Origin of the sequence: Methyloversatilis universalis FAM5, assembly GCF_000214035.2 — a bacterium.
Taxonomy (GTDB): domain Bacteria; phylum Pseudomonadota; class Gammaproteobacteria; order Burkholderiales; family Rhodocyclaceae; genus Methyloversatilis; species Methyloversatilis universalis.
The window spans coordinates 149924-175128 of record NZ_AFHG01000044.1 but is presented as its reverse complement, the minus strand read 5'-3'; the positions used below and the strand labels follow the sequence as shown (position 1 = coordinate 175128).

Annotated in this window: 24 protein-coding genes; 17 read left to right on the top strand and 7 right to left on the bottom strand. The window is 67.8% G+C overall.

The genetic code is table 11. The annotated features are described in order from the left end of the window. The first annotated feature begins 181 nt into the window (after nucleotides 1-181). Entirely contained in the window at nucleotides 182-745 is a 564-nt protein-coding gene (locus tag METUNV1_RS08965) for a chlorite dismutase family protein (protein ID WP_008060976.1), read from the top strand. A gap of 52 nt (nucleotides 746-797) precedes the next feature. On the opposite strand, the gene METUNV1_RS08960 is transcribed toward METUNV1_RS08965, so the two are convergent. After that, nucleotides 798-1976 (bottom strand): DUF3047 domain-containing protein, encoded by a 1179-nt coding sequence (locus METUNV1_RS08960; RefSeq protein WP_008060975.1) that lies wholly within the window; start codon nucleotides 1974-1976, stop codon nucleotides 798-800. A 267-nt stretch (nucleotides 1977-2243) separates the two neighbouring features. On the opposite strand from METUNV1_RS08960, the gene METUNV1_RS08955 reads away from it, so the two are divergent. From METUNV1_RS08955 to METUNV1_RS08930, 6 genes are read left to right on the top strand one after another with little or no spacing between them, the layout of a single operon-like run. After that, complete coding sequence (locus METUNV1_RS08955) at nucleotides 2244-3275, top strand: polysialyltransferase family glycosyltransferase (protein ID WP_008060973.1); 1032 nt, start codon at nucleotides 2244-2246, stop codon at nucleotides 3273-3275. After that, on the top strand, nucleotides 3272-4495 hold the full coding sequence (locus METUNV1_RS08950; protein WP_008060971.1) for an O-antigen ligase family protein: 1224 nt from the start codon (nucleotides 3272-3274) through the stop codon (nucleotides 4493-4495). Before METUNV1_RS08955 ends, METUNV1_RS08950 begins: the two co-directional genes overlap by 4 nt. After that, on the top strand, nucleotides 4492-5532 hold the full coding sequence (locus METUNV1_RS08945; protein WP_008060969.1) for a glycosyltransferase family 9 protein: 1041 nt from the start codon (nucleotides 4492-4494) through the stop codon (nucleotides 5530-5532). Before METUNV1_RS08950 ends, METUNV1_RS08945 begins: the two co-directional genes overlap by 4 nt. Beyond that, nucleotides 5529-6632, top strand: coding sequence for a glycosyltransferase (locus tag METUNV1_RS08940; RefSeq protein WP_008060966.1), 1104 nt, complete (start codon nucleotides 5529-5531; stop codon nucleotides 6630-6632). The genes METUNV1_RS08945 and METUNV1_RS08940 overlap by 4 nt, the downstream gene beginning before the upstream one ends. Further along, complete coding sequence (trmB, locus tag METUNV1_RS08935) at nucleotides 6619-7293, top strand: tRNA (guanine(46)-N(7))-methyltransferase TrmB (protein ID WP_008060963.1); 675 nt, start codon at nucleotides 6619-6621, stop codon at nucleotides 7291-7293. Before METUNV1_RS08940 ends, trmB begins: the two co-directional genes overlap by 14 nt. Next, a complete protein-coding gene (locus METUNV1_RS08930; RefSeq protein WP_008060961.1) occupies nucleotides 7290-7595 on the top strand; it encodes a YkgJ family cysteine cluster protein in 306 nt (101 codons plus the stop codon). The genes trmB and METUNV1_RS08930 overlap by 4 nt, the downstream gene beginning before the upstream one ends. Here METUNV1_RS08930 and murB read toward each other — a convergent pair whose 3' ends face one another. After that, nucleotides 7596-8627, bottom strand: coding sequence for a UDP-N-acetylmuramate dehydrogenase (gene murB, locus METUNV1_RS08925; RefSeq protein ID WP_008060960.1), 1032 nt, complete (start codon nucleotides 8625-8627; stop codon nucleotides 7596-7598). Nucleotides 8628-8944: 317 nt separating this feature from the next. Between murB and acnB the strand changes: the two genes are divergently transcribed. Next, complete coding sequence (gene acnB, locus METUNV1_RS08920; protein WP_008060959.1) at nucleotides 8945-11536, top strand: bifunctional aconitate hydratase 2/2-methylisocitrate dehydratase; 2592 nt, start codon at nucleotides 8945-8947, stop codon at nucleotides 11534-11536. A 136-nt stretch (nucleotides 11537-11672) separates the two neighbouring features. Next, nucleotides 11673-12476: a response regulator gene (locus METUNV1_RS08915; protein WP_008060958.1), complete on the top strand. Its 804-nt coding sequence runs from the start codon at nucleotides 11673-11675 to the stop codon at nucleotides 12474-12476. 2 nt (nucleotides 12477-12478) lie between these two features. Here METUNV1_RS08915 and METUNV1_RS08910 read toward each other — a convergent pair whose 3' ends face one another. The 3 genes from METUNV1_RS08910 to METUNV1_RS08900 all read right to left on the bottom strand — a co-directional run bounded on the left by METUNV1_RS08910 (nucleotide 12479) and on the right by METUNV1_RS08900 (nucleotide 14800). After that, nucleotides 12479-13558, bottom strand: a complete 1080-nt coding sequence (locus METUNV1_RS08910) for a 3-deoxy-7-phosphoheptulonate synthase (protein WP_008060957.1) — start codon at nucleotides 13556-13558, stop codon at nucleotides 12479-12481. A gap of 65 nt (nucleotides 13559-13623) precedes the next feature. Next, complete coding sequence (locus tag METUNV1_RS08905; RefSeq protein ID WP_008060956.1) at nucleotides 13624-14223, bottom strand: response regulator transcription factor; 600 nt, start codon at nucleotides 14221-14223, stop codon at nucleotides 13624-13626. Between the two features lie 79 nt (nucleotides 14224-14302). After that, complete coding sequence (locus tag METUNV1_RS08900) at nucleotides 14303-14800, bottom strand: SRPBCC family protein (RefSeq protein WP_008060955.1); 498 nt, start codon at nucleotides 14798-14800, stop codon at nucleotides 14303-14305. A gap of 107 nt (nucleotides 14801-14907) precedes the next feature. Here METUNV1_RS08900 and METUNV1_RS08895 point away from each other — a divergent pair, with 107 nt between their 5' ends. After that, nucleotides 14908-17139, top strand: coding sequence for an ATP-binding protein (locus METUNV1_RS08895; RefSeq protein ID WP_051165243.1), 2232 nt, complete (start codon nucleotides 14908-14910; stop codon nucleotides 17137-17139). Between the two features lie 2 nt (nucleotides 17140-17141). Here the strand turns inward: METUNV1_RS08895 and METUNV1_RS08890 are convergent, their stop codons facing one another. Beyond that, nucleotides 17142-18287, bottom strand: a complete 1146-nt coding sequence (locus METUNV1_RS08890; RefSeq protein WP_008060951.1) for a PQQ-dependent sugar dehydrogenase — start codon at nucleotides 18285-18287, stop codon at nucleotides 17142-17144. A 72-nt stretch (nucleotides 18288-18359) separates the two neighbouring features. Between METUNV1_RS08890 and METUNV1_RS08885 the strand changes: the two genes are divergently transcribed. After that, on the top strand, nucleotides 18360-19211 hold the full coding sequence (locus tag METUNV1_RS08885; protein ID WP_008060949.1) for an endonuclease/exonuclease/phosphatase family protein: 852 nt from the start codon (nucleotides 18360-18362) through the stop codon (nucleotides 19209-19211). A gap of 30 nt (nucleotides 19212-19241) precedes the next feature. On the opposite strand, the gene METUNV1_RS08880 is transcribed toward METUNV1_RS08885, so the two are convergent. Then, on the bottom strand, nucleotides 19242-19439 hold the full coding sequence (locus METUNV1_RS08880; RefSeq protein ID WP_043359452.1) for a DUF465 domain-containing protein: 198 nt from the start codon (nucleotides 19437-19439) through the stop codon (nucleotides 19242-19244). Nucleotides 19440-19677: 238 nt separating this feature from the next. Here METUNV1_RS08880 and METUNV1_RS08875 point away from each other — a divergent pair, with 238 nt between their 5' ends. The 6 genes from METUNV1_RS08875 to METUNV1_RS08850 all read left to right on the top strand — a co-directional run bounded on the left by METUNV1_RS08875 (nucleotide 19678) and on the right by METUNV1_RS08850 (nucleotide 25183). Next, on the top strand, nucleotides 19678-19917 hold the full coding sequence (locus METUNV1_RS08875) for a DUF3567 family protein (RefSeq protein ID WP_008060947.1): 240 nt from the start codon (nucleotides 19678-19680) through the stop codon (nucleotides 19915-19917). 111 nt (nucleotides 19918-20028) lie between these two features. Further along, entirely contained in the window at nucleotides 20029-20571 is a 543-nt protein-coding gene (gene greB, locus METUNV1_RS08870; RefSeq protein WP_008060945.1) for a transcription elongation factor GreB, read from the top strand. 98 nt (nucleotides 20572-20669) lie between these two features. Further along, complete coding sequence (locus METUNV1_RS08865; protein WP_008060943.1) at nucleotides 20670-21125, top strand: copper chaperone PCu(A)C; 456 nt, start codon at nucleotides 20670-20672, stop codon at nucleotides 21123-21125. 959 nt (nucleotides 21126-22084) lie between these two features. Next, nucleotides 22085-23155: a sensor histidine kinase gene (locus METUNV1_RS08860; protein WP_008060940.1), complete on the top strand. Its 1071-nt coding sequence runs from the start codon at nucleotides 22085-22087 to the stop codon at nucleotides 23153-23155. Continuing rightward, the gene (locus METUNV1_RS08855; RefSeq protein ID WP_008060938.1) at nucleotides 23130-24569 is read left to right on the top strand and encodes a sigma-54-dependent transcriptional regulator; all 1440 of its coding nucleotides are present in this window, start codon (nucleotides 23130-23132) and stop codon (nucleotides 24567-24569) included. Before METUNV1_RS08860 ends, METUNV1_RS08855 begins: the two co-directional genes overlap by 26 nt. 155 nt (nucleotides 24570-24724) lie before the next feature. Then, complete coding sequence (locus METUNV1_RS08850) at nucleotides 24725-25183, top strand: Crp/Fnr family transcriptional regulator (protein ID WP_008060936.1); 459 nt, start codon at nucleotides 24725-24727, stop codon at nucleotides 25181-25183. Nucleotides 25184-25205 lie beyond the last annotated feature (22 nt).

Sequence of the window (25205 nt, the reverse complement as noted above, 5' to 3'; positions counted from 1 at the left end):
CGGTTTCCGCACCGATATGGTGCGTTCTCGCGGTCCAGTTCTTCCGCATCGGCCGTGCGGCGACCCGTTTCCGGCTGCAAGTGCAATGCCAGGCCGGCATGGCCGATGCATGCTCGACCGGGCGTCGGTCGTTTCCGCCCGCCGCCCTCAAACTGATCGCCCATCCGAACCGGAGTCAGCCATGACAGAACGCTTATGGACTTTCGTCGCCGGTGCCGACGGCCCGTGGCGCATGACCGAAGTACGCGGCGTCATCGGCGAACCACTGCCCGAGGCGCCTCGCCTCGACCGCATCGCCGGCGACGCCGCGACGACAGGCCTGTGGTCGCTGCGCGGCATCACCAGCAACGAGCGCTATGTGAACCGGGACGAAAGGCAGGCGCTGGCTGCTGCCACGCCCACGCTCGGACGGGCGCAGGCGGTGTGCGCGGTGCTGATCCCGATCCGCAAGTCCGCCGCCTGGTGGGCGCTGGCGCAGGACGAGCGGCGCGCGGTCATGGAAGAGCAGTCGCATCACATTGCCCACGGGCTGCGCGCGCTGCCGGCGGTGGCGAGACGTCTGCACCACTGCCGTGACCTGTCACCGGACGAACCGTTCGATTTCCTGACCTGGTTCGAATTCGCGCCCGAACACGCGCCGCTGTTCGATGATCTGCTGGCGCGGCTGCGTGCCAGCCCGGAATGGGTCTATGTCGAACACGAGTGCGAAGTGCGCGCCCGGCTGGATCTCGGGCCGGAGAACTGAGGCGGGCGAACCGGGGCCGGAATCCTTACGGCGGCGCCCGGGACGCCACCGCTTACCAGACGAAGCGGTCCTGCCCGTTCGCGCCGAGGCGGATGTCGCCCAGCTCGGCCCGGCCTTCGCCGCGCCCGAACACGCTGTTGGCGATCAGCCATACGCGGACGATGCGCTTCGGCGGTTCGCCGCCGATGGCCTGCGCATAGTCGCGCCAGACATTGCGCGCTTCGTTCAGCCACTTGCCGAGGTCGGCGGTACCGGAGCGCACCACCACATGGGTTTCCCTGTCCTTCCAGCCGGGCAGCGGGCAGCGGAAGGTTTCGCCGACCGGCAGCGCGCTGCTCCACAGATAGGTCAGGTCCTGTCCGTTATCGAACTCGACCGCAATGCTCAGGTAGTCGTGCGTGATCACCGTGTTTTCGGCGCTGCGTCCGGGCAGGCGGTCGACCTTCCACGCCCAGCGCAGCTCGGTGTCCGGAGACAGTGGCGCGTCGGCCGCGGTCTGCAGGATGGCGACATCATTGCGCGTGTGCGCATGCATGCGGCGGGCCGGGCCGCCGTCGTCACCGGTGGCGCGGGTTTCTCTGAAGATGTCGGCCGGTCCCAGTTCCCACAGATAGCTCCAGCCGTCCGGTGCGCTCGGTGGGGTCTGTAGCCGGGCCAGTGCCGGCGCGGCCCAGGCCGGGGCGTTGGGCTGGCGTGCCAGCGTGGCCAGGGCGGCGCCGATGTTCGCCTGCGGCGACCAGCGGATCACCGCGATGCTCACGCCACCGCCGCCGTCCGGATTGCCGCGGACGCCGGATTCGAGCGCGGCCCCGTGCGCGTCCAGCCAGCGCAGCGGCAGATTCTTGATCTGCAGCGGGCCGGCGCGGTCGGCGGTGAAGGTGTCATGGGCGTCGATGCTGCGCGTGATGCGGCCCTGTTCGCCGATGCGCCGCCACACCTGCAGCGGCGCTTCCAGCGAAATGTCGTAGTGCCGCGACAGCCAGGCGCGGCCCTGAAGCAGCACGGTCACCCGGTCGCCGACCGCCAGCGTGAGGCCGGTGTCGGTCCAGGGGGCGTGCTCGGCGTCCAGATGAACGACGGTATAGGTTGTGATCGACTGGCCGGTCAGCGGAGTCAGCGCAGTCCGGATGTCGCGCTCGAAGCTTTCGTGGTCGGTCTGCGCGAACACCGCACTCGAGGTGGCGAGGGCGAGTCCGCAGACCAGGCTGCGCCAGGCGCGGAAGAGGTTCATCGTGTCTCCTTTTCGTCTTGAAGCGTGAGGGAGGTCGATGCTATCCGCATGATTTCCCTGCGGGCTCGGGCCGGACCGGGTGCAGGACGTTTGCCTTCCCTGCGCATGGAAGATGCCTGCCCGCCCCGGCGCCGGCCGGTGCGTGCGGACGCCCGGGCCGGCGGGCGCGCGGCGTGCCGGCCGCCTCTCGCCCGAACGGGGGGAGGCGGCCGCGGGCCCAAACAAGTACCATCACGCCTTCGCAAAATTCCCGCACTGCCCGCCGGCATGTCCGAAAGCCGCACCGTTTCCGTCTATTTCGTCGCTTCCCCGCTGCAGTACCTGGCCGCGCGGCGCATTGCTCAGACGCTGGAGGCGGGCGCCCGGCAGGTGCTGGTGTGGTACAAGCCGGGCATGAAGTCGGCGGTCGATCCGGCCGAGTGGGACGCCTGCAGCTACATGCCCTGGCCGCGCTGGGAGCCGCTGCCCGGGCGCTTCGGCCGGCTGCGCCGGCAGCGCGCCAACATCCGCCTGGTGGCGGATCTGGTCGGGCGCTGCGAGCGGCTGATCCTTCACAGCGCGGTATTCGACACCGAGGCCATCAATTACTTCCTGCACGCGCTGCCGCGAGCTGCCGGTGCCCGCGAAATGCACGCGCGCATCCTGCCGGACGGACTGATTTCCATCCGTCGCTACCCGCTCAGCGCGTTCAGGCGTCTGGCCCAGCAGGCGCGGCGACTGCGCGCGCTGGTGGCGCCGGAGCTCCGCTACACCTGCTTTTCCGGTGACCGCATCGGTTCGGACGCCCCGTTCTGCGACCGCATCTATGTGCTGCCCGGGCTGCCGCACGAATACCCCGCGGACAAGGTGGTGGTGCTGCCGCCGCTGGTCGATGCACCGCCGCCGGCCGCCGCGGATGCACCCCGGCGTGCGCTGGTCGTGGGCCAGCCGCTGACCGGCTTCGGGCTGATGAGCGCCGCCGACCTGGCGACCACCACCGTGCGCATCCGCGACTGGCTGGCGGCGCAGGGCATCAGCGACATCGATTACAAGGCGCATCCCAAGGATGCGGCGCACGAGCTCAAGCACGCGGACTACCGGCTGATCGAGCCGGACTGCGCGCTCGAGGTCCATATGGCCCGTACGCCTTACGCGGCCGTGGTCGGCGTGCGTTCGACCGCGCTGCTGATCGCCCGCCAGATCTATGCACCAGCGGTGCGGGTGCGCGCCTTCGGCTGGCCTGCAGTGCATTTCAAGTCGGCCGACGAGGCGCGCGACATGCGCGCCACCTTCGAACAGTGCGGTGTGGAGATCGAATGAGCCTGGCCACCTTCCGCGCACGCATTCCGGCCATCAATTCATGGCTGCTGGCCGGCGTGTGCGCGAGCATTCCACTCACCGTGGCGCCGGCGTACTGGCTGACGGCCGTCATGCTGCTGCTGTGGCTGGCAGAAGGGCGTTTTGTCGCGAAGTTCCGCGCGCTGGCCGATGAGCCGCTGGTGTGGATCTGTCTGGCCTATTACGGCGTGTTCGTCGCTTCGCTGTTCTGGTCGGACGATCTCGAGTGGGGCCGTCGCATGCTGGGCCGGCAGAATTTCTTCCTGCTGGCGCCGCTGTATTTCAGCGTGGCAAGGCGCGAACACGTCGGTCGCTACATTTCCGCTTTTCTCGCGTCAGTGGCCTTCTGCGAGGCGCTGGCGCTGTACAACTGGGCGCAGATGCATGTCTGGCCGGGGCTGCCGGACGGCATCCGGGTGGACAAGGGCGCGGACGACACCGCGCCCTTCGTCGACCGCATCCTGTACGCGCCGGCGCTGGCGCTGGCCGGCTATCTGGCCGGCCACCGGCTGCTGTTCGACACCTCCGGCACGAAGATGCGCCTGGTGTACGCCGGCCTGCTGGCCACCACCGCCTTCAATCTGGTCATTTCCGGCGGGCGCGCCGGTCTGGTCGGCTTCCTCGCGCTGCTGACACTGCTGGCCTTCCAGCGTTTCGCCCGCCGTCCGGTGCTGGCGGCGGCGGTGTCCGCGCTGCTGGTCGGCGGCATCGTGATCGGCGGCTATGCCGGCAACGACTACTTCCGGATGCGGGCCGACCGCGTGGTCAACGAACTGGAGCACTACGAGGAGCTGCCGAAGGCCTCGGTCAGTCAACGTCTCATTTACTGGCAGAACGCGCTGCGGATATTCCGTGACGCGCCGCTCGCCGGCGTGGGTATCGGTGACTACCCCGAGGTCTATCGTGCGGTCAATGAGCGCTACACGCCGGCCTGGGCACCGGCCTGGAATCCGCACAACCACTATCTGTACGTGCTGACCTCGACCGGCCTGCTGGGCGGCGTGCTGCTGGTGGCGCTGCTGGGCGTGCCGCTGCTGCGGCGCGGCCACGACGACAGCCGCCGCCGCATGCGCCGGGCGCTGCCCCTGCTGTTCATGGTGATCTGTCTGTTCGAGTCCTATCTGATGCGCTCCAACACCAGCCTGATGTATGTCGTCTTCCTTGCGCTGCTGTGGAGTCCGGCCCGGGAGTCACGCGCGTGAAGCGCGTCCTCATCGTCCGTACCTCGGCCATCGGCGACGTGGTGTTCGCGTCACCGCTGGCGGAAGCGCTCAAGCGCACGCACCCGGACGCCTACGTCGCCTGGCTGGTGGAGCCGGGCATCGCGCCGCTGATCGCCGATGACCGCTGTCTGGACGCGGTCATCACCTGGCCCAAGGCCGAGTGGAAACAGCTGTGGCGCGAAGGCCGCCGGCTGGAACTGTGGCGGCGGGTGCGCGCCTTCCGCCGCCAGCTGCGCGAGCACCGTTTCGACACCGTGCTCGATCTCCAGGGCCTGCTGAAAAGCGGCTTTCTCGCCTGGCTCACCGGTGCGCCGCGCCGGGTCGGTCTCGGGTCGAAGGAGGGCAGCCGGCTGCTGATGACCGAAGTGATCGCCCGTGGCGGCGACCCGGCGCGCATCAGTTCCGAATACCTGTTCATGGCGCAACATCTCGGCCTGGACTGCGGTGACTTCCTGCCTCGGCTCACCGTGTCCGGCGCGGTCGACGGCCGCGCACGCGAAGCGATGGCGAAGCACCGGCTGGCACCTGGCCGTTTCGTTGCCTGCGCGCCGTTCACCACCCGGCCGCAGAAGCACTGGTTCGAGGACCATTGGCAGGCGCTGTGCCGTCTGCTGCTGGACCGCCACGGTCTGACGCCGGTGCTGCTCGGCGGACCGGCGGACGCGGAGGCGGCCGCACGCATCACCGCTGCCGACCCGCGCATCGTCCATCTGGCCGGTGCCACCCGGCTGCCCGAAGCGGCCGCGCTGATCGGCCACGCCGCATTGCTGGTCGGCGTGGACACCGGGCTCACCCATATGGGCATCGCGATGGCCACGCCCACCGTGGCGCTGTTCGGCTCGACCTGTCCCTACACCGTCACCGGCCGCGACAATGCGCGGGTGATCTGGCTGGGCAAGCGCTGTTCGCCCTGCCGCCGCCACCCGACCTGCGGCGGCGCCTTCCACTGCCTGCGCGACATCACGCCCGAACACGTGCTCGACGTCGCGCGGCCGCTGCTACCTTCCGACGCATGAAAACCTTGCACATCGAAATGGGGCGGCACCGCCTCGGCGGCACCATGCAGGTGTACTACCTGATGCGCGGCCTGCGCGCCCGCGGCGAGCCGGCGGTGCTGGTGTGCGCCCGCGGTGGCGACCTGCACCGTCTGGCCGAAGCCGACGGCCTGAACCTGCGCGCGGTCGATTTCGCCGGCGACATCGACCTCCGCTTCATCTGGCGTCTGGCCGCCATTCTGCGCGCCGAGCGGCCGGACGTGATCCACATCCACAGCCGGCGCGGTGCGGACACGCTGGGCCTGCTCGCCGCCAAGCTGACCGGCATCGGCAAGGTGGTGCTGTCGCGCCGGGTCGATGACCCGGTCAAGCCGGGCTGGCTCACGCGGCTGCGCTACGTCACGCTGCCCGACCGGGTGGTGACCGTGTCCAAGGGCATCGCCCGGGTGCTGATCGAGGCCGGCGTGCCGGCCGAAGGCATCCGTCAGGTCTATAGCGCGATCGACTTCCGCGCCTACCAGAGCGCGCTCGACGTCGCGCAGGCGCGGGCGAAGCTCGATCTGCCGGCCGGCGTGCCGGTGCTGGTGGTGATCGCCCAGCTCATTCCGCGCAAGGGTCACCGCTTCCTGCTGCAGGCCTTGCCGCGTATCCGGGCGGTGCATCCGGATACGCAGGTGCTGTTCGTCGGCGAGGGGGCGGAAGAGGCCACGCTGCGCGGCGCGGTCAGTGCCGCCGGGCTGGACGGCTGCGTGCGCTTCCTCGGTTACCGTAACGACATCGGCGACATCCTGCGCGCCTGCGACGTGCTGGTGCATCCGGCAACGATGGAAGGCTTCGCCAACGTGGCGATGCAGGCGATGGCGTCCGGCATTCCGGTGGTGTCGTCGGCGGTCGGCGGCATGCCGGAATCGGTGCGTCACGAAGTGACCGGTCTGCTGGTGCCGCCGCAGGACCCGGCGGCGCTGGCCGACGCGCTGCTGCGCCTGCTGGGCGACCCGGCGCTGCGGCAGCGACTGGGCGCGCAGGGTCGTGAAATCGTCGAGCGCGAATTCAATACCGACGCCATGGTCGAGGGCAATCTGGCGGTGTATCGCGAGTTGCTGGGCGGTGGACGCGCCTGACCCCACGCCGGCCGGCCGTTCCCGGGTGCCCGAAAGCGCCCAGACCGGGCCGCACGAACAGCTGCCGGCGCTGATCGCGCGCCGTGCCGGCCAGCCCTTCCGGCAGCCGGTGGCGCCCTACAGTCGCGAGGCCTTCGAAAGCTTCGCTGCCGGCTGTGCGCCGGACACGCCGCTCATCATCGACAGCTGCTGCGGCGTCGGCGAAAGCACGGCGCGGCTGGCGGAAAGCTTTCCTGATCATGTGGTGCTGGGCGTGGACCAGTCGGCCGACCGGCTGTCGCGCGCGCCGGCGCTGCCGGCCAACGCCCGGCTGCTGCGCGCCGACATGGCCGACATCTGGCGCCTGCTGCTGGACGGTGGCTACCGGCCGGCGCGCCAGTACATGCTCTACCCGAATCCCTGGCCCAAGATCGGTCATCTGGCGCGCCGCTGGCCGGCGCATCCGGTGTTCCCGACCGTGCTGGCGCTCGGCGGCGTCATCGAATGCCGCAGCAACTGGCGCATCTACGTCGAGGAATTCGCGCTTGCGGCGAAGCTGATCGCCGGCATCGACGCCGCGGTCGAGGCGTTCTCGCCCGCGGCGCCGCTCACGCCCTTCGAGCGCAAGTACGCGGCCAGCGGCCACGCGCTGTACCGCTGCCTGCTGGAGATCGCTGCATGAGCTTTGACTGCACCGCCTGTGGCGCCTGCTGCGCCAGTTTCCGGGTCGATTTCCATCCGTCGGACGGCGAGGCGCAGGGCGGCCGGGTGCCCGAAGGGCTGTACGACGAACTGAACGGCGCCATTGCCCGCATGCGCGGCACCGACCATGCGCAGCCGCGCTGCCGGGCGCTGCGCGGCACGATAGGTCAGTGCGTGAGCTGCTGGATCTACGAGGATCGGCCCGAACCCTGCCGCGAATTCGAGGCCGGCTCGGAGGCCTGCCTGCGCGCACGGCGGCGCCACGGTCTGGCCGCCGGCTGATCAGCCGCCGACGATGACCGGTTCCGGCTCGATCGCCACGCCGTAGCGGGCCCGGACGTCGGCCTGGATGTCGCGCGCCAGCGCCAGCAGTTCGGCGGCGGTGGCCTGGCCGTGGTTCACCAGCACCAGCGCCTGTCGTTCATGCACGCCGGCGTCGCCGCGGCGCACGCCTTTCCAGCCGCAGCGGTCGATGAACCATGCGGCGGCGAATTTCACCGCGCCGCCCGCTGCCGGATAGTGCGGCGCGTCCGGATGGGCGGCCAGCAGGCGCGCGGCATCGGCTGCATCCAGCACCGGATTGCGGAAGAAGCTGCCGGCATTGCCGATCTGCGCCGGGTCCGGCAGCTTGGCGCGGCGGATGGCACAGACCGCGTCGAACACGTCGCGCGGGGTGGGGGCGGTGATGCCGCGCGCCGCCAGTTCGCGCTGCAGGTCGGCATACTGCGCCCGCGGGTCGGGCACCGTGCTCAGGCGGAAAATGACCCGGGTGATCACCGCCCGGCCGGCCAGCCGGCGCTTGAACACGCTGTCGCGGTAGCCCATTTCGCATTCGGCGGCGCTCAGGCGCAGCCACTGCCGCGCTTCGAGGTCCCAGGCCTCGACTGCCTGCAGCCGGTCGACCAGTTCGATGCCATAGGCGCCGATGTTCTGGACCGGGGCTGCGCCGACGGTGCCCGGAATCAGGGCCAGATTTTCCAGCCCGTACCAGCCGCGCTCGAGCGCGCTGGCTACCCAGTCATGCCAGAGCTCACCTGCCGCGACCGCGACCTGCACCGTGTCGCCATCCTGCGCCAGCAGTTCGATGCCGCGGGTGCGCATGTGCAGCACGGTGCCGGCGAAATCGCCGGCGAACACGATGTTGCTGCCGCCGCCGAGCACCAGCAGCGGCTCGCCGCGGTCGGCGACGGCCGCGGTCAGCGCCGGCAGGTCGGCCGCGTCCTCCACCGGCTGCAGGCGCGCCGCGCGGGCAGGCAGGTGCAGCGTGTTCAGGGCACGCAGATCGGCATGGTCGAGGGGGGCGGGAGCGGTCATGTCGCGCCGTCGGTCGGCAAGCGCAGGGCAGGGGCGCGCAGTATAGCCAAGCCCTCATGTCGCAGTGCGGGAGGTGGCTTGGCTTGAGATGCAATAAAAGATATCATATATAAGACTTGAACCGTCCGTATCCGCAACGGCTTTTGCGCTGCGTCATCGGAGTGCGCGAATGTCGGCAAGCTGCTGTTTCAAAAGCGCTTTCCGGTTGCCGCCAGCGGTTCGGGCCGCGGATTTTCTGTCCGCGTCTTCGTGCGACGCACCATCAGCACGGTGTGTCGTTCTATGATGCGGTATACCCGTCTACCGGAGGACCCACCGTGCTTGAAGCTTACCGTGCCCATGCCGCCGAACGCGCCGCGCTCGGCATCCCGCCGCTTGCCCTCGATGCAAAGCAGACCGCTGAACTGATCGAGCTGATCAAGAACCCGCCCGCCGGCGAGGACGCTTTCCTGCTCGACCTGCTGACCCATCGCGTGCCGCCGGGCGTGGACGACGCGGCCAAGGTGAAGGCCTCCTTCCTGGCCGCCGTGGCGCACGGTGACGTCAAGGTCGGTCTGATTTCCAAGGCCAAGGCCACCGAACTGCTGGGCACCATGGTGGGCGGCTACAACGTGAAGCCGCTGATCGACCTGCTGGACGACGCCGAAGTCGCCGCGGTTGCCGCCGAAGGTCTGAAGAAGACCCTGCTGATGTTCGACTACTTCCACGACGTCGCCGAGAAGGCGAAGGCCGGCAATGCCAAGGCCAAGGAAGTGGTGCAGTCCTGGGCCGACGGCGAGTGGTTCACCAGCCGTCCGGAAGTGCCGAAGTCGATCACCGTCACCGTGTTCAAGGTGCCGGGCGAGACCAATACCGACGACCTGTCGCCGGCGCCGGACGCGACCACCCGCCCGGACATCCCGATGCACTACCTGGCGATGCTGAAGAACACCCGCCCGGATGCGGCCTTCAAGCCGGAGAAGGACGGTGTGCGCGGCCCGATGCAGTTCATCGACGACCTGAAGAAGAAGGGCCACCTGGTCGCCTACGTCGGCGACGTGGTCGGTACCGGTTCGTCGCGCAAGTCGGCGACCAACTCGGTCATCTGGGCCACCGGCCAGGACATCCCCTTCGTACCGAACAAGCGTTTCGGCGGCGTCACGCTGGGCGGCAAGATCGCCCCGATCTTCTTCAACACGCAGGAAGACTCCGGCTCGCTGCCGATCGAAGTCGACGTGTCGAAGCTGGAAATGGGGGACGTGATCGACGTGCTGCCGTACGACGGCAAGATCGTCAAGAACGGCGAAACCGTCGCCGAATTCGCGCTCAAGAGCGAAGTGCTGCTGGACGAAGTGCGCGCCGGCGGCCGCATCAACCTCATCATCGGCCGTTCGCTGACCGCCAAGGCCCGCGACTTCCTCGGTCTGGGCGCCTCGACCCTGTTCCGTCTGCCGAAGGCACCGGTCGACACCGGCAAGGGCTACACGCTGGCGCAGAAGATGGTCGGCCGCGCCTGTGGCCTGCCGGAAGGCAAGGGCATCCGCCCGGGCACCTACTGCGAACCGAAGATGACCACGGTCGGCTCGCAGGACACCACTGGCCCGATGACCCGTGACGAACTGAAGGATCTGGCCTGCCTCGGCTTCTCGGCCGACCTCGTCATGCAGTCCTTCTGCCACACCGCCGCCTATCCGAAGCCGGTGGACGTGAAGATGCACCGCGAACTGCCGACCTTCATCTCGAACCGCGGCGGTGTCGCGCTGCGTCCGGGCGACGGCGTGATCCACTCCTGGCTGAACCGCCTGCTGCTGCCGGACACCGTCGGCACCGGTGGCGATTCGCACACCCGTTTCCCGATCGGCATTTCCTTCCCGGCCGGTTCCGGTCTGGTCGCCTTCGGTGCGGCCACCGGCGTGATGCCGCTGGACATGCCGGAATCGGTGCTGGTGCGCTTCAAGGGCTCGATGCAGCCGGGCGTCACGCTGCGTGACCTGGTGCATGCCATTCCGCTGTACGCGATCAAGGCCGGTCTGCTGACCGTGGCCAAGCAGGGCAAGAAGAACATCTTCTCCGGCCGCATTCTGGAAATCGAAGGTCTGCCCGACCTGAAGGTGGAACAGGCGTTCGAACTGTCCGACGCGTCGGCAGAACGTTCGGCCGCCGGCTGCACGATCAAGCTGAACAAGGAGCCGGTGCAGGAATACCTGCGTTCGAACATCGTCCTGATGAAGAACATGATCGCCAACGGCTATCAGGACGCCCGCACGCTGGAGCGCCGCATCAAGTCGGTAGAAGCCTGGCTGGCTGATCCGCAGCTGCTGGAAGCCGACAAGGACGCCGAATACGCGGCCGTGATCGAGATCGACCTGAACGACATCAAGGAACCGATCGTCTGCTGCCCGAACGATCCGGACGACGCCAAGTTCATGTCGGAAGTCAGCGGCACCAAGATCGACGAAGTGTTCGTCGGCTCCTGCATGACCAACATCGGTCACTTCCGTGCCGCCGGCAAGATTCTTGAAGGCAAGAAGGACATTCCGGTGCGTCTGTGGATCGCTCCGCCGACCAAGATGGATGCCTCCGAACTGACCAAGGAAGGCTATTACGCCACCCTGGGCGGTGCCGGCGCCCGCATGGAAATGCCCGGCTGCTCGCTGTGCATGGGCAATCAGGCGCAGATCAAGGAAGGCAGCACCGCGATGTCGACCTCGACCCGCAACTTCCCGAACCGTCTGGGCAAGAACACCAATGTGTTCCTCGGCTCAGCGGAACTGGCGGCGGTGTGCTCCAAGCTGGGCCGCATCCCGACCGCTGAGGAATACCAGGCCGAAATCGGCGTGGTGACCCAGAACGCGGACAAGATCTACAAGTACATGAACTTCGACCAGATCGAAGAATACGTCGAGACCGCCAAGGAAGTGACCGCCTGATCGCGTCTGCATCCTGAGCATGGAACGGCCCGCTTCGGCGGGCCGTTTTTTTTTGCGCGCCCGGTCCGGCATGACCGATTCATGTTGCACTGCGATGATGCCGTGAATGACGGCATTGCCCATGCCGGAGCGGCCCATGTCCCTCGATCTGTCCCACCTCGACGCGCTGCTGGTCGAACCGTCGCCGACCCAGCAGCGCATCATCCGCGAACTGGTGGCCACCGCCGGCCTGCTGCGCGTACGTGAAGCCGGCAGCATGAGCGAGGCGCTCGAACGGATGCGTGAAAAGGCGCCGGATGTGGTGATCAGCGCGCTCTACCTGCCGGATGCCGACGGCACCGATCTGGTCCGGGCCATGCGCGATACGCCGGCGCTGCAGCACGTGGCCTTCGTGCTGGTGTCGAGCGAAACCCGGCCGCAGGCGCTGGACCCGGTACGCCAGTCAGGCGTGTGCGGCATCCTGCCCAAGCCTTTCTCAGGCCTGCAGCTGCAGCGCGTGCTGCTGGCCACGCTGGATTACCTCGGCGACGGCGCCGCCAACGACGACGACGCCGAGTACGACGCGATGCGCGTGCTGCTGGTCGACGACAGCGCGAACGCGCGCCGTTTCATGCGCCGGGTGCTGGAAAGCGTGGGTTTCGTCGATATCGTCGAAGCCGAAGACGGCCGCAGCGCGGTGGATCTGCTCGACCGCACGCTGTTCGACCTGGTGGTGACCGACTACAACATGCCGGAAATGGACGGCCGTGCGCTGGTCGAATACGTGCGCCAGCAGAGCTGGCAGGCGTCGGTGCCCATCCTGATGGTGACCAGCGAATCCGACATGGGGCGGCTGGCCGCGGTCGAACAGGCCGGCGTGTCCGGCATCTGCGACAAGCCGTTCGAGCCGGCCATGCTGCGCGGCCTGCTCAAGGGCGCGCTGCAGCAGCGCGCCGCCTGAGCTCAGGCCGCGACCCGGTGCTTCAGTGCGTCGCTGACGGTGGCCGCCAGATCGCGCAGCATCTGTTCGGTGGTGGCCCAGTCCACGCAGCCGTCGGTGACCGAACAGCCGTACTTCAGCTGCGACAGGTCCTTCGGAATCGACTGGTTGCCGGCGTTCAGATGGCTTTCGATCATGACGCCGACGATGGAGCGGTTGCCGTCACGGATCTGGCCGGCCACGTCGGCCAGCACCAGCGGCTGCATCTCCGGTTTCTTGAACGAGTTGGCGTGCGAACAATCGACCACGATATTGGCCGGCAGGCCGGCTTTCGTCAGCGCCTGTTCGGCCAGTGCGATGCTGACCGAGTCGTAGTTCGGCCGGCCGGCGCCGCCGCGCAGCACCATGTGGCCGTGCGGATTGCCGCGGGTGCGGATGATGCTGGAGCGGCCATAGCGGTTGATGCCGAGAAAGCTGTGCGGCCGGGACGCGGAAATGATGCCGTTGATCGCTGCGTCGAGGTCGCCGTCGGTGGCGTTCTTGAAGCCTACCGGCGTGGACAGCCCGCTGGACATTTCACGGTGGGTCTGCGATTCCGAGGTGCGGGCACCGATCGCGGTCCATGAAATCAGGTCGCCGAGGTATTGCGGCGAAATCGGGTCCAGCGCCTCGGTCGCGGCCGGCAGACCGAGCTCCGCCACGTCGAGCAGGAAGCGGCGCGCACGGCGCATGCCTTCCTCGATCTGGAAGCTGTCGTCCATGAAGGGGTCGTTGATATAGCCCTTCCAGCCCACCGCGGTGCGCGGCTTCTCGAAATACACCCGCATCACCAGCAGCAGCGAGGGCGACAGTTCGTCGGCCAGCGCGCGCAGCCGGCGCGCGTATTCCATGCAGGCCACCGGGTCGTGCATCGAGCACGGCCCGACCACGACGAACAGCCGCGGATCGCTGCGCTCGAGGATGGCGCGTACCGCCTCGCGTCCGGCCCGCACCGCCGCCGACGCGGCTTCGCTCATCGGCGCTTCGCCCTTGATGTCGGCCGGGGCCGGCATGACCGAAAAGTTCTCGATCCGGCTGTCTTCGAGCAGGGTTTCGGAATTCATCGCTGTTCCTTTGTCATGGATGGCGCCAGTCAACGCGCTCTGGCCGCGGCTGTCAATCGCGCGGGTCAAGCCAGGCCCAGATCGCGTGCGCGCGCCGCCGCTTCGGTGCGGTTGCCCACGCCGAGGGCGCCGATGACGGCCGCCACGTGCAGCTTGACCGTGCCTTCGGTCAGACCGAGCGCGCGCGCGATGTGCTTGTTGGTAGCGCCGCCGCTGAGTGCGCGCAGCACTTCGAGCTGGCGGGGGGTGAGCGCCGGTGCGGCGGCCTGCGCAGCGAACGGGCCGGCGTCCGCATCGTCCGGCAGGTCACCGGCGAGCAGGGTGGCGAGGTGGCGGCGCAGCGTGTCCGGCGGCAGTGATTTGCGCAGGAAACACACGGCGCCCTGCGCCAGCGCATGGCGTGCGTCGAGCGGGTTTTCCGAGCCGGACACCACCACGATGGGCAGCGTGGGCTGCAGCGCATGCAGGCTGCCGACGACGTCGGCAGGGGCACCGCCGGGCATGCGCAGATCGATCAGCAGCAGGTCGGTGCAGTCGTCGAGTGCGCGCCGGGCTTCGTCCAGACTGCCAGCCTCGACGATGAGTGCGTCGGGCGCGCATTCGCGCACCATGCGGGCGAGGGCGTCGCGGAACAGCGGATGATCGTCGGCGATGAGCACTTTCATGCCGCGATTATCTCAGCACCGCGGCGCTTCAGCGCGCGGCAGAGCACGGCGCCCCGCGGGGCGCCGTGCCGGAAACGCCTTACTTCTTCAGCGTGGCGCCGAGGCGGCCCAGACCGGCGTCGTACACGCCCTGCATGGTCTTCACTGCTTCGTCGTCGCTGGCGCCGCTGGCGTCGAAGGTCGATTGCCAGGTGATGAGCGACTTGCCACCCTCGGCCGGGCTCACCTTGATGGTCGAGCTGTAGTTCTTCACCGGCAGCGGCGATTCGGTGATCGCATAGGTGTAGCTGCGCTGGGTGGCGCTGTAGGCGGTCAGCTTTTCCTTGATCAGCGCGCCATTGCCCAGCGTGAGCACGCGGGTCGCGCCGGCCTTGGTGCCGGTGCCCTTCATGCTGCTGGCGGTCACCGCGGGGTGCCACACATCCAGACCGTTGAAATTGCCGACCAGCTTCCATGCGGTGGCCGGGGCGGCGTCCACCGTGGCTTCGCGCTGCACGCTCAGTGCGCCCGCGGCGCTGGCGGCGGCGCTGCCGAGCAGCAGGGCGGTGGTGATGATGGTGTTGCGCAGGGTGTTCATGAGACGCTCCTCATTGTTGTTGTTGCGCCAGGGGTGGCGCACCGCAACGCATTCTTCGGACACTGGAGCGGGTGAGCAATATCTCGAAAGACATAGTCGCGAAGGACGTGAGCGCCCGCAGCCGCTGGCCGCTGCTGCTGGCCCTGTGCGTACTGGTGGCCGGGCTGGCCCTGACCTTCCGGGCGAGCCGGCTGCTGCAGGAGGTGGCGGCGGACCGGGCGCAGGCGGAACTGGAGGCGCAGGCTTCGGCGCTGGTGCGCGAACTCACGCTCGCCATCGACCTCTCGCTCGAGTCGCTGTATTCGGTGCGTGCCTACATCCGCGCCCAGGACGAGCCGGAGTCCGAGCGTTTTGCCCGCTTCGTCGCCGCCGATGCGGCCACCCATCCGGGCACGCTCGCGCTGGGCTGGGCGCCGCGGGTGACCGAGGGCGGGCGCGCGGCCTTCGAACGCTGGCTCAGTCAGCGCACTGGCCGCGCCGAAACCATTCACGAGGAAACCGGCCACGGCCTGAAGCGCGCATTGCCGGCGCATGAGGTCTATTTTCCGGTCCATTCGCTGGCCACCCGCGAGGGCGACTCGCTTGGGGCCGGGCTGGACATGGCGTCGGTGAAAGGCCGTCAGGATGCGATCACCCGCACGCTGCGCAGCAGCGAGCCCTCGGCGCTGAAAGTCCGGCGCGCGGATGCCTGGGGGCCGGACGGTGACCAGGTCACGCAGGCTTTCCTGCGGGTGGATGTCGCGCCGGTGACCGGCGGCGTCGATGAACCGGCTGGCGTGGCCTTCGGCGTGTTCAGCGTCGGCGCGCTGTTCCGCTCGGTGCTGGCGGCGGCCGATCCGGGCGTGCGCATCTGGGTGTTCGACCGTTCGGCGCCTGCGGTGGAGCAGCGCCTGTACGGGCTGGCGGTGAATGACGACCCGGCCAGCATCGACGATTTTCTGGCGACCCGCGCGCTGGGCGAGCCACTGGTCGAGCGCGTGGTCCGTTTCGCTGACCGCGAGTGGGTGATGTATCTGCAGCCGGGCGTCGATCCCGGCCTGCTGGCCCGGCTCGGGCTGCCGCTGGCCGGTCTGGTCGGCGGCGTGGTGGTGACGGTGCTGCTGTCGCTCTACCTGTTCGTCGCGCTGGCGCGCGGCCGCCAGCTCGCGTGGCTCAGCGGACGGGTGGGCGCGATGCAGCGCGACCTGACCCGCGAGCAGGTCGACGCCGCGCTCGAGCGTTCGCTGCGCGAGCAGGCGGACGCGGCGGCCTCGGCCCGCTCGCATTTCCTGCAGACCGCCAGCCACGACGTGCGGCAGCCGCTGCACGCGCTCGGCCTCTACGTGAACCTGCTGGGCGAACGGCCGGCGCTGGCGGCGGATCCGTCCTTCATGGCCCGTCTGCACAGCGCGGCGGACGGGCTGCAGGGGCTGTTCGACGCGCTGCTCGATCTGGGCCGTCTGGAGGCCGGCGCGCTGCAGCCGCTGCCCCGGGTGTTCGATCCGTCGGCGCTGCTGAACCGGCTGGCCGACGAAGCCGAGGCGCTCGCCCACCGGCGCGGTCTGGTGCTGCTGCGCCGGCTGGAGCCGGTCACCGTGCTGTCCGATCCGCTGCTGCTCGAACGTGCGGTGCGCAATCTGCTGGTAAACGCACTCCGCTGCACCGATCGCGGCTGGGTGGCGCTGCGCTGCGTGCGCCGCGGCGGCGAAGTCCGCATATCGGTGATCGACAGCGGGCCGGGCATTGCCGCAGACCGGCGCGCCCATCTGTTCGAACCCCATCTGCGCGGGCGGCGGACCGAGGGCCAGGGAGAGGGGCTCGGGCTGGGGCTGAGCATCGTGCGGCAGATGTGCGGGCTGCTCGGCCACCGCTTCACGCTGCACAGCCGTCCCGGCCGCGGCAGCGCCTTCTCGCTGGTTCTGTCCTGTGCGGCCGACGCGCAGGTGGCCGCAGAGCCGCTGCCCGCGTCGTCCGACGCGGTCGATGCAGCGTTGCCTGCGTTCAAGATCTGGCTGGTCGACGACGACGCGCTGGTGCGGGATGCGAGCGCGCGTCAGCTCGAGCAGTGGGGCGTGCGAGTGCGGACCTTCGCATGCGGCGCTGAACTGCGCGCCGCGCTGGACGGGCCGCCACCGGACGCGATGCTGGCCGACTGCCATCTTCCGGATGCCGACGGTCGCGCGCTGATCGCCGAGGTCAGGGCCCGCTTCGGTGAGGCGCTGCCGGCGCTGCTGCTGACCGGCGACAGCACGGTGCCCGCCGGTGCCGGCCTGCCGGTGCTGCGCAAGCCGCTGAACCCGCTCAAGCTCAAATCCGCGCTGAACGCGCTGCAGGCCGGCCCGGTCAGCCGGTCTGCCTGATTTCAGCGGTCCGCTGCGGCTTGGCGGGTGCCGTTCCAGCGGATGCGGTAGATCGCGTTCGACGCGTCGTCCGACACCAGCAGCGTGCCGTCCGGCAGCACCTGCACGTCGGCCGGGCGACCGAATACCGCATCGTTGCGACCGAGGAACCCTTCGATGAAAGGCGTGTAGCTCACCACCCGGTTGCCCTCCAGCCGCGCCACCATCACCCGGTAGCCGTCGCGCTCGCGCCGGTTCCACGAACCGTGTTCGGCGACGAACAGCGCGCCGCGGTACTCGTCCGGGAACTGGCTGCCGGTATAGAAACGGATGCCCAGCGGCGCCACGTGGGCGCCCAGCTTCCACGCCGGCGCCACGTAGTCCGCGCAGGACCGTCCCTGGCCGAATTCCGGGTCGGCGATGTCGCCACCGTGGCAGTAGGGGTAGCCGAAGTGCTGGCCGGGCTTGCTCACACGGTTCAGTTCGCACGGCGGCGTGTCGTCGCCCATCCAGTCGCGTCCGTTGTCGGAGAACCACATCTCTCCGGTCTTCGGATGCCAGTCGAAGCCCACGCTGTTGCGCACGCCGCGCGCATAGGTTTCCAGACCGCTGCCGTCGGCATTCATCCGCATGATATTGGCGTAGCCATCCCGGTCGCGATCGCAGATGTTGCAGGGCGCGCCGACCGGCACGTACAGCCTGTCATCCGGTCCGAAGGCGATGAATTTCCAGCCGTGCGCGGTGTCTTTCGGGAAACGGTCATTGACCACCACCGGTTTCGGCGGTGCCGCCAGCCGGTCGTCGATGGCCGGCAGCTTCACGATGCGGTCGAGCGAAGACACGTAGAGATCGCCCTTGCGCCAGGCCACGCCGACCGGCATGTTCAGGCCGCGGGCGATCTTCACCGCCTCGCCGGCCTTCATCGTGACCGGATCGAAGGGCACCGCAGTGACATGGCCCGCCCGGGAGCCGACGTAAAGCCGGCCGGGCGCGCCCAGCGTCATCGCCCGCGGGTTGTCGACCCGGGCCCACAGTTCCGCGGTGAAGCCGGGCGGCATGCGCAGCCGTTCCAGTGCGGTGTCGTCAGCGCTCTGGGCGATTGCGGGCGGAAGGCCGAGCGCGAGGGCGCTGGCGAGAATGAAGGTGCGGCGCGCGAGGCTTCGTATCATCGGAGTCTTCCTGTCATGCATATGCGGAATCGACCGGCTTCGCGGCCGCGTGTTCCGCGATGGAGCGATCAGATGAAGCTGGTGAGCTGGAACATCCAATGGGCGCGCGGCTGCGACCGGCAGGTCAGCGTGCGACGCATCGCCGACACGATACGTGCCGGCGGCGATGCCGACGTGATCTGCCTGCAGGAGGTTGCGGTGGGCCACGACGCGCTGCCCGGGCTGTCGGGAGAGGATCAGGTGGCGCAGTTCATGGCCGAATTTGCCGGGCACGCCGCGGTGTTCGCCCCCGGCAGCGACCAGCCGGGCGAGGGCGGTCGCCCGCGTCAGTTCGGCAACCTGCTGCTGAGCCGGCTGCCGGTGCGTGCAGTGTGGCGCCGTCTGCTGCCGTGGCCGGCGGACCCGTCGGTGCCGTCGATGCAGCGTGCCGTGGCCGAAGCAACGCTGGAGGCGCCGGGCGGGCCGCTGCGCGTGCTCTGCACCCATCTGGAGTACTACTCGCCGCTGCAGCGCACTGCCCAGGTGGAAGCGCTGCGCGCGCTGTCCGCCGAGGCGCTGGCGCATGCCGGCGCGCCGCCCGCGGAGAAGGACGGCAACACCGCCTTCCTCCCGCCACTGCGGCCGGCCGCGGCGCTGCTGTGTGGCGACTTCAACTGCGAACCGGACTCCGCCGAATATCGCCTGTTGGTGGAACGGTCCGGACAGCCGGGCGCCGACTGGGTGGATCTGTGGCGCCATCTGCACCCGGCACGGCCGCACGCACACACGGTGGGTCTGCACGGCGCCGACTGGCCGGACCGGCCCTACTGCTGCGATTTCGCATTCGCTACGCCGGCGCTTCTGCCGCGCGTGAGCGACCTGCATGTCGATACAGCCACCGATGCATCCGACCATCAGCCGGTGTGGGTGGAACTGCGCGGCTGACGCGCAGTCAGTCCTTCCGGGTAAGGTCGTTCATGCGAATTCGTCCGGCTCGAGCAGGCGCTCGAGCGAGGCAATGCGGTCGCGCAACACAAGTTTGCGTTTCTTGAGTCGGCGCAGCAGCAGTTCGTCGCGCGAGCCCGCGTCTTGCAGGTCGAGAATGGCCTGATCGAGATCGCGGTGTTCGGTGCGCAGCATGTCGAGCGTGGCGTGAATTTCCTGTTCTTCCATGCCTTGCGCACGGGCGCCGTGTAGGCGCCCCGGGCTCCGGTTCGTGGGACTGGCGCGGATGTTAGGTCTGCGCGGTTTCCGGCGCAAGCGTGCTCAAGGGTGTCGGTACATCCGCCGTTAACAGACTTGAAAGCCGGCGGGTGTGCCCCATCTGCATCGCAGGGTCGCGGTGCAGGAAAAAGCGGCGGGTCTGACTCCGTCGTCCGTTGTACAGCCGCACCAGCCAAGGAGAATCGTCATGCATATCATGTTCAACAATCCGCTGGTCTATGTGGTCGAGTACGCAGGTCTGGAAGCGGTCGAGGTGATCGACAAGCGCATCGGTCGCGGTGTGCTCATCCGCGACGACGCGGCACGGCGGTTCCGTGAGGAGCTGCAGGCGCTGGTCGATCACGACGAAGAGATGGGCGCGGAGGAGTTCGATGCCTTCATGGGGCCCTGGGAAGCGCTGCTGACCCAGCCGGCCATCTATCACTGAGCGTTTCCGCCCATCGCTGACTCCGGTCGAGCGAGTCAGAAGCGGGCGGGCGTCCGCCCGCTTCGGTAAAATGCGTGTCCCTCGCATAGGCACGCATACCCTCCCACCTGCATGAGCAAGGCCTTCACCAAGGAAACCGACACCGAGGACGACGATCCGGAAGTCGGCAGCGCACTGCCGCCGGGCAGCAAGAACTACATGACGCTGACCGGGTACGGCCGTCTGCGCGCCGAATTGGACGATCTGGTGCGCAGCGAGCGCCCGCGCATCGTCGAAACCGTCGCCTGGGCGGCGTCCAACGGCGACCGCTCCGAGAACGGCGACTACATCTACGGCAAGAAGCGGCTGCGCGAAATCGACCGCCGCATCCGTTTCCTGATCAAGCGGCTGGAATCGGCCACCGTGGTCGATCCGAAGGAACAGCAGAATCCCGAACAGGTGTTCTTCGGCGCCACCGTGGACTACGAGGACGAGGACGGCCCGCACACGGTGCAGATCGTCGGCGTCGACGAAGCCAATGCGTCGGACGGCCGCATTTCCTGGATCTCTCCGCTGGCGCGCGCGCTGCTCAAGGCGCGCGAGGGCGACACCGTGCGCTTCCAGAGTCCGGCCGGCCTGCGCGAGATCGAAGTGACCGAAATCCGCTACGAATGATCCATGAAGGGCGACCTCCGGTCGCCCCCGATTGCTGCGGGCGCGTTGAACCGCTGACCGCATCGACTGCCACAGTCTTCCTTTCCGGAGTGCTCACCATGAAGAAAAGCCTGGTTCTCGCCAGCGTGCTGTCCCTGTCCTGCGGCTTCGCGTCCGCCCAGGTGGTCGTGAAGGACGCCTGGGTGCGCGCCACCGTTGCGCAGCAGAAGGCCACCGGCGCTTTCATGCAGATCACCGCACCGCGTGCCGGCCGTGTCGTTGCCGCGAAGTCGCCTGTGGCCGGCGTGACCGAACTGCATGAAATGTCGATGGAAAACAACGTCATGCGCATGCGCGCGCTGCCGGTGCTTGACCTGCCCGCCGGCAAGGCGGTCGAACTGAAGCCGGGTGGCCTGCACGTGATGCTGATGGATCTGAAGGCGCCGGTCGCAGAAGGTCAGACCGTGCCGCTGTCGCTCACCGTCGAGTACGCCGACAAGTCGCGCGAAACGGTGGAGGTGAAGGCCAGCGTCCGCGGCCTGGGGGCGGCTACCGGCGGTCACGATCACCACTGATCCGGTCGCCCTGACGGATCGGCGGGGTCAGTGAGGGAACGCCGAGCAGCAGGCCAAGGGGGGGCGGCATCCTTGCCGCTTACGGAGCACGCTGTCCACAGGGCCGCGCGGGTCATGCTGGACAGCATGTCCTGATCACCGCCGCCCGATAGTTGGAGCCCATGATGGCCACCGGATCTGAACGATCTCCGACCATGGGCTGCTCGTGACAACGGCCGCCCGGTGTTCAGTGCCCCCCTGCAGCGGCTGCATGGCGAGGCTCCGGCGTCACCTCCGTATCGAGCGGCAAGGCTTGACCGTCACCGCCCGCGACGAGGCAGGCCCGGTTCGCGACGACATCGATCCTTCGCCATCGGGCAGCCATATACCCTGCGAGAGCACGCGGCCTGGTCGGTATTCCCGGCTGTCCTCCAGGCACACATCGCCCTCGCTTCCCATTCTTCGCAGATGATCTGACCGTCGGGTGCCAGCGACCATAGAGCGGGGCGCGACAGTCGCTGTTCTCTGTACCGAACGATCGGTCTGGGTTATAAACGGACGGCCGGACATGCTCGAACCGTTCCGAGGTAGAGGTTCGGATCTTGCTTTCCAATGTTCCGTGCTCGCACCGAGACTGCGAAGCCGGATCGCACCGCATGAAGCACCTGCGTACGGTTCGATCCGGACGATAAGCCGATTCGTTCTATCCGTGCCATGTCATTCCGATGGTCGCGGACGGATGTCCGGACAAGGAGGAAACGATGATTCAAAGAGCCGACTTCGTCGCAATCGCCTTCCATTCTGTCGCGCCACGATTCGTTGTTCAGGCGCGCCCACATGCGCTCATGACGGCCTGTATCGTCAGGCTCTGAGTCTCCACTCGCCATCAGGGCGGGCCGAACGCACGGTACGCAGGGCGGCATGGTCGGTCGCCCCGTGCGGTCGCCGTCTTTGACGCCATGCGCAAAACGGGTCCAACGATGAAGATGCCGATGAGTGACGCACGGATGGATTTGTGTCGGGAAGAGCTGATGCAGGCCTTCCCGTGGCCGACGATCATGCTCGACCAGGAAGGATTCGTGGTTGCGGTCAGCCGTCCGCTTCCCGGCGTGACCATCAGTCCTGTTCAGGGCAGGCAGCATCTGGGCGACCTGCTCCCGGCTTACTGGGCGGCGGTCGGCGAGGCCGGCCCGGGCCCTTGCGAACGCTTCCGTGACGTGGCCCGTGCGGTCGATGGCCGCTGGTTGCATGAGCGCCTGTGGATGAGTGCCCTTCGGGACGGCATGCTGCTGTTCGTAGAGGATCGCAGCGAGCAGATGACGACTTCGCAGGCCGAGCTGCAGCGTGACAGGCTGGCGTCACTGGGTTTCATGGTGGCAGGCGTGTGCCACGAGATCAGCAATCCGCTGACTGCAGTGCAGTCGATGATGCAGATGCTGCTCGGGCGCGCCGACGTCAGCGCGGAGGCGCTGCAGAAAGGCCTGAGAATCGTGTCGGAGAATGTACGACGCGTGATGGACATTTCACGCCGAATGGTCGATTTCTCGCGGGTGGGGGACGAGCCACGCGTGCCGTTCGAGATCGACGCCTCCATCATCGAAGCCATCGTGCTGCTGCGTCAGGGGCTGTCCGGGAAAGCCGTCTCGGTGGAGCATTTTCCGGAACTGGGCGCGCTCGTTCTCGGCAATTCAGGTCAGTTGCAGGAGGTGATCTACAACATCCTGATCAATGCCGCACACGCGGTCGGTGAGGCGGGGAGGATTTTCGTCACCACCGCGCAGACCGGAGACCGGCGGGTGCTGGTCCGCATCTCCGACACCGGTCCGGGCATACCGGAAGAGGTGCTGCCGCGCATCTTCGAGCCCTTCTTCACGACGCGCCCCTCCGGGCAGGGCACGGGGCTGGGGCTGGCCATTGCCTACGAGTTCGTGCGCGAGCACGGCGGCGAACTGCGCGCATACAACAATCCCAACGGCGGTGCGACATTCGAGATCGACCTGCCTGCCCATTCAGCGAGGACACAGCATGAGCGCCAAAGCGAACAGGCATGAGGTGGTGCGCCCGGAACGCATCCTGGTCATCGAAGACGATCCCGGCATCGCGGTCTGCGTGGACATGCTGCTTAGCACCCGCGGCTATGCCTGCACCGTGTTCGACAACGGGGCCGCCGGGCTGGCCCATCTCGCCGCCGAGCAGGTCGATCTGCTGATTACCGACCTGAGGCTGCCCGACACCACCGGACTGGATATCCTGGCCGCCAGCAAGGCGGAGCGGCCTGACTTGCCGGTCATCCTCATGACCAGCTATTCCTCGCTGGAGAACGCGATAGACGCCCTGCGAAAGGGCGCGGTCGACTATCTGATCAAGCCTTTCGACAACGACGAATTCCTGTTTGCCGTCGAGCGCGTGCTGGCCGAGCAGCGCACGCGCCGGGAGAACCGGTCGCTCAGACGCAGCCTGCGCCGCGCCTACGGCGAGCGCACGATCATCGGCGAAAGCGACGGTGTGAAGCGCATGCTGGCGATGATTGCCCGGGTTGCATCGACCGATACCAATGTGCTGATCCAGGGCGAGAGCGGCACCGGCAAGGAACTGGTCGCCCAGGCCATACACTTCGGCGGTGAGCGGGCAGAGCGCCCCTTTGTCGCGATCAACTGCGGTGCCATCCCGTCGGACCTGATCGAGTCCGAACTGTTCGGCCACGTGAAGGGGGCGTTCACCGGTGCGGTGAGCACCAGCGAGGGCCTGATCCGCGAAGCCAGCGGAGGCACCCTGTTCCTGGACGAGATATCCGAACTGCCGCTGAACGTCCAGGTGAAGCTGCTGCGCGTCATCCAGGAGCGTCAGGTGCGGCCGGTGGGGGCCACCCAGACCTATCACACCGATACCCGTTTCGTCGCGGCAACCAACCGTGACCTGCGGGCGGAAACCGAGAGCAATACCTTTCGCGCGGACCTTTTCTATCGTCTGAACGTGATCACGATACAGGTGCCGCCGTTGCGGGAGCGGGGCGGAGACATCGAACTGCTTGCGCGCTATTTCCTCGAGCGCCACTGCAGGCGCCTGGGCATGCAGATCCGGGGCATGTCCGATGAATTCGTCGCCTTCCTTCGGGAGTATCCGTGGCCGGGCAACATCCGAGAACTGGAAAACGTGATGGAACGGGCCATCATCATGGCCGAAGGCGACACGCTGTCGCTGGACGAACAGTTCGACGCACTGCCGCAGGCCACGCAGGCACGATCGGGCCCGCCCGCGACGGAAGGTGATCCGTCAGGACCGATGTCGATCGAGGATTACATCCGCCACAGCATTCTTCGCTACCAGGACAGCTACTGCGACCGCGATCTCGCAGCCTTGCTCGGCATCGGTCGCAAGGCGCTGTGGATGCGCCGCCGACGCTGGGGACTGATGAAGGACCGGGGGCGTGCGGAGGACATGCAACTGGACGACCAGATGTCGTGAGCACTGCAAGCGCGTGTTTCGTTTTGAACCTCATCTGTGTTTCTTCCGGAAACACAGAGGGCCAATCCGGGGTTCGGCAGGGCGCCTTGAAGGCTTTCCGTGCATGGTATGGATAATGCATAGCACTGTACGAACAGGTTGAACGAGAGGTTGGCATGACCGGAGTGACGAGTCCGCTGCATACGCCTTTCAGTGTTCTCAGGCAGGCGCCGTTCTTTGCCGGGTTGAGCGATGCGCAACTGCACGCCATCACGCTCATTTCGCGTCCTGAGGACTGGGCGCAGCACAGCCGGATCTACAACATCGGTGATCCGGTGAAATCGCTGTACGTGCTGCTGGATGGAAAGGTCAGGTTCGCGATCGGCGTGGGGGGCAGGAATACCTCGGCCGGCGATGTGCTCGAGCGCGGACAGGTTTTCGGCTGGGCGGCACTGGTACCGGAGGCGCAGGGGCGTATCGCTACCGCGTCGTGCGCGACCGACTGTCGCGTACTGGCGATAGACGGCGCCCGCCTGCTGACACTGATGGATGCGGACCACACGATGGGCTACCGCATCATGAAACAGCTCAATCTCCTGATCACCGGCACCTTCACGTCGTTCGCCGCGGGCTGAACGCCCGCGCGGCGCAGAAGCT

Bases quoted from the DNA above. Each gene is read 5' to 3' on its own strand.
- METUNV1_RS08965 (WP_008060976.1), top strand. From the start codon at position 182: ATGACAGAACGCTTATGGACTTTCGTCGCCGGTGCCGACGGCCCGTGG.
- METUNV1_RS08960 (WP_008060975.1), bottom strand. From the start codon at position 1,976: ATGAACCTCTTCCGCGCCTGGCGCAGCCTGGTCTGCGGACTCGCCCTC.
- METUNV1_RS08955 (WP_008060973.1), top strand. From the start codon at position 2,244: ATGTCCGAAAGCCGCACCGTTTCCGTCTATTTCGTCGCTTCCCCGCTG.
- METUNV1_RS08950 (WP_008060971.1), top strand. From the start codon at position 3,272: ATGAGCCTGGCCACCTTCCGCGCACGCATTCCGGCCATCAATTCATGG.
- METUNV1_RS08940 (WP_008060966.1), top strand. From the start codon at position 5,529: ATGAAAACCTTGCACATCGAAATGGGGCGGCACCGCCTCGGCGGCACC.
- METUNV1_RS08930 (WP_008060961.1), top strand. From the start codon at position 7,290: ATGAGCTTTGACTGCACCGCCTGTGGCGCCTGCTGCGCCAGTTTCCGG.
- murB (WP_008060960.1), bottom strand. From the start codon at position 8,627: ATGACCGCTCCCGCCCCCCTCGACCATGCCGATCTGCGTGCCCTGAAC.
- METUNV1_RS08915 (WP_008060958.1), top strand. From the start codon at position 11,673: ATGTCCCTCGATCTGTCCCACCTCGACGCGCTGCTGGTCGAACCGTCG.
- METUNV1_RS08910 (WP_008060957.1), bottom strand. From the start codon at position 13,558: ATGAATTCCGAAACCCTGCTCGAAGACAGCCGGATCGAGAACTTTTCG.
- METUNV1_RS08905 (WP_008060956.1), bottom strand. From the start codon at position 14,223: ATGAAAGTGCTCATCGCCGACGATCATCCGCTGTTCCGCGACGCCCTC.
- METUNV1_RS08900 (WP_008060955.1), bottom strand. From the start codon at position 14,800: ATGAACACCCTGCGCAACACCATCATCACCACCGCCCTGCTGCTCGGC.
- METUNV1_RS08890 (WP_008060951.1), bottom strand. From the start codon at position 18,287: ATGATACGAAGCCTCGCGCGCCGCACCTTCATTCTCGCCAGCGCCCTC.
- METUNV1_RS08885 (WP_008060949.1), top strand. From the start codon at position 18,360: ATGAAGCTGGTGAGCTGGAACATCCAATGGGCGCGCGGCTGCGACCGG.
- METUNV1_RS08880 (WP_043359452.1), bottom strand. From the start codon at position 19,439: ATGGAAGAACAGGAAATTCACGCCACGCTCGACATGCTGCGCACCGAA.
- METUNV1_RS08875 (WP_008060947.1), top strand. From the start codon at position 19,678: ATGCATATCATGTTCAACAATCCGCTGGTCTATGTGGTCGAGTACGCA.
- greB (WP_008060945.1), top strand. From the start codon at position 20,029: ATGAGCAAGGCCTTCACCAAGGAAACCGACACCGAGGACGACGATCCG.
- METUNV1_RS08865 (WP_008060943.1), top strand. From the start codon at position 20,670: ATGAAGAAAAGCCTGGTTCTCGCCAGCGTGCTGTCCCTGTCCTGCGGC.
- METUNV1_RS08860 (WP_008060940.1), top strand. From the start codon at position 22,085: ATGAAGATGCCGATGAGTGACGCACGGATGGATTTGTGTCGGGAAGAG.
- METUNV1_RS08855 (WP_008060938.1), top strand. From the start codon at position 23,130: ATGAGCGCCAAAGCGAACAGGCATGAGGTGGTGCGCCCGGAACGCATC.
- METUNV1_RS08850 (WP_008060936.1), top strand. From the start codon at position 24,725: ATGACCGGAGTGACGAGTCCGCTGCATACGCCTTTCAGTGTTCTCAGG.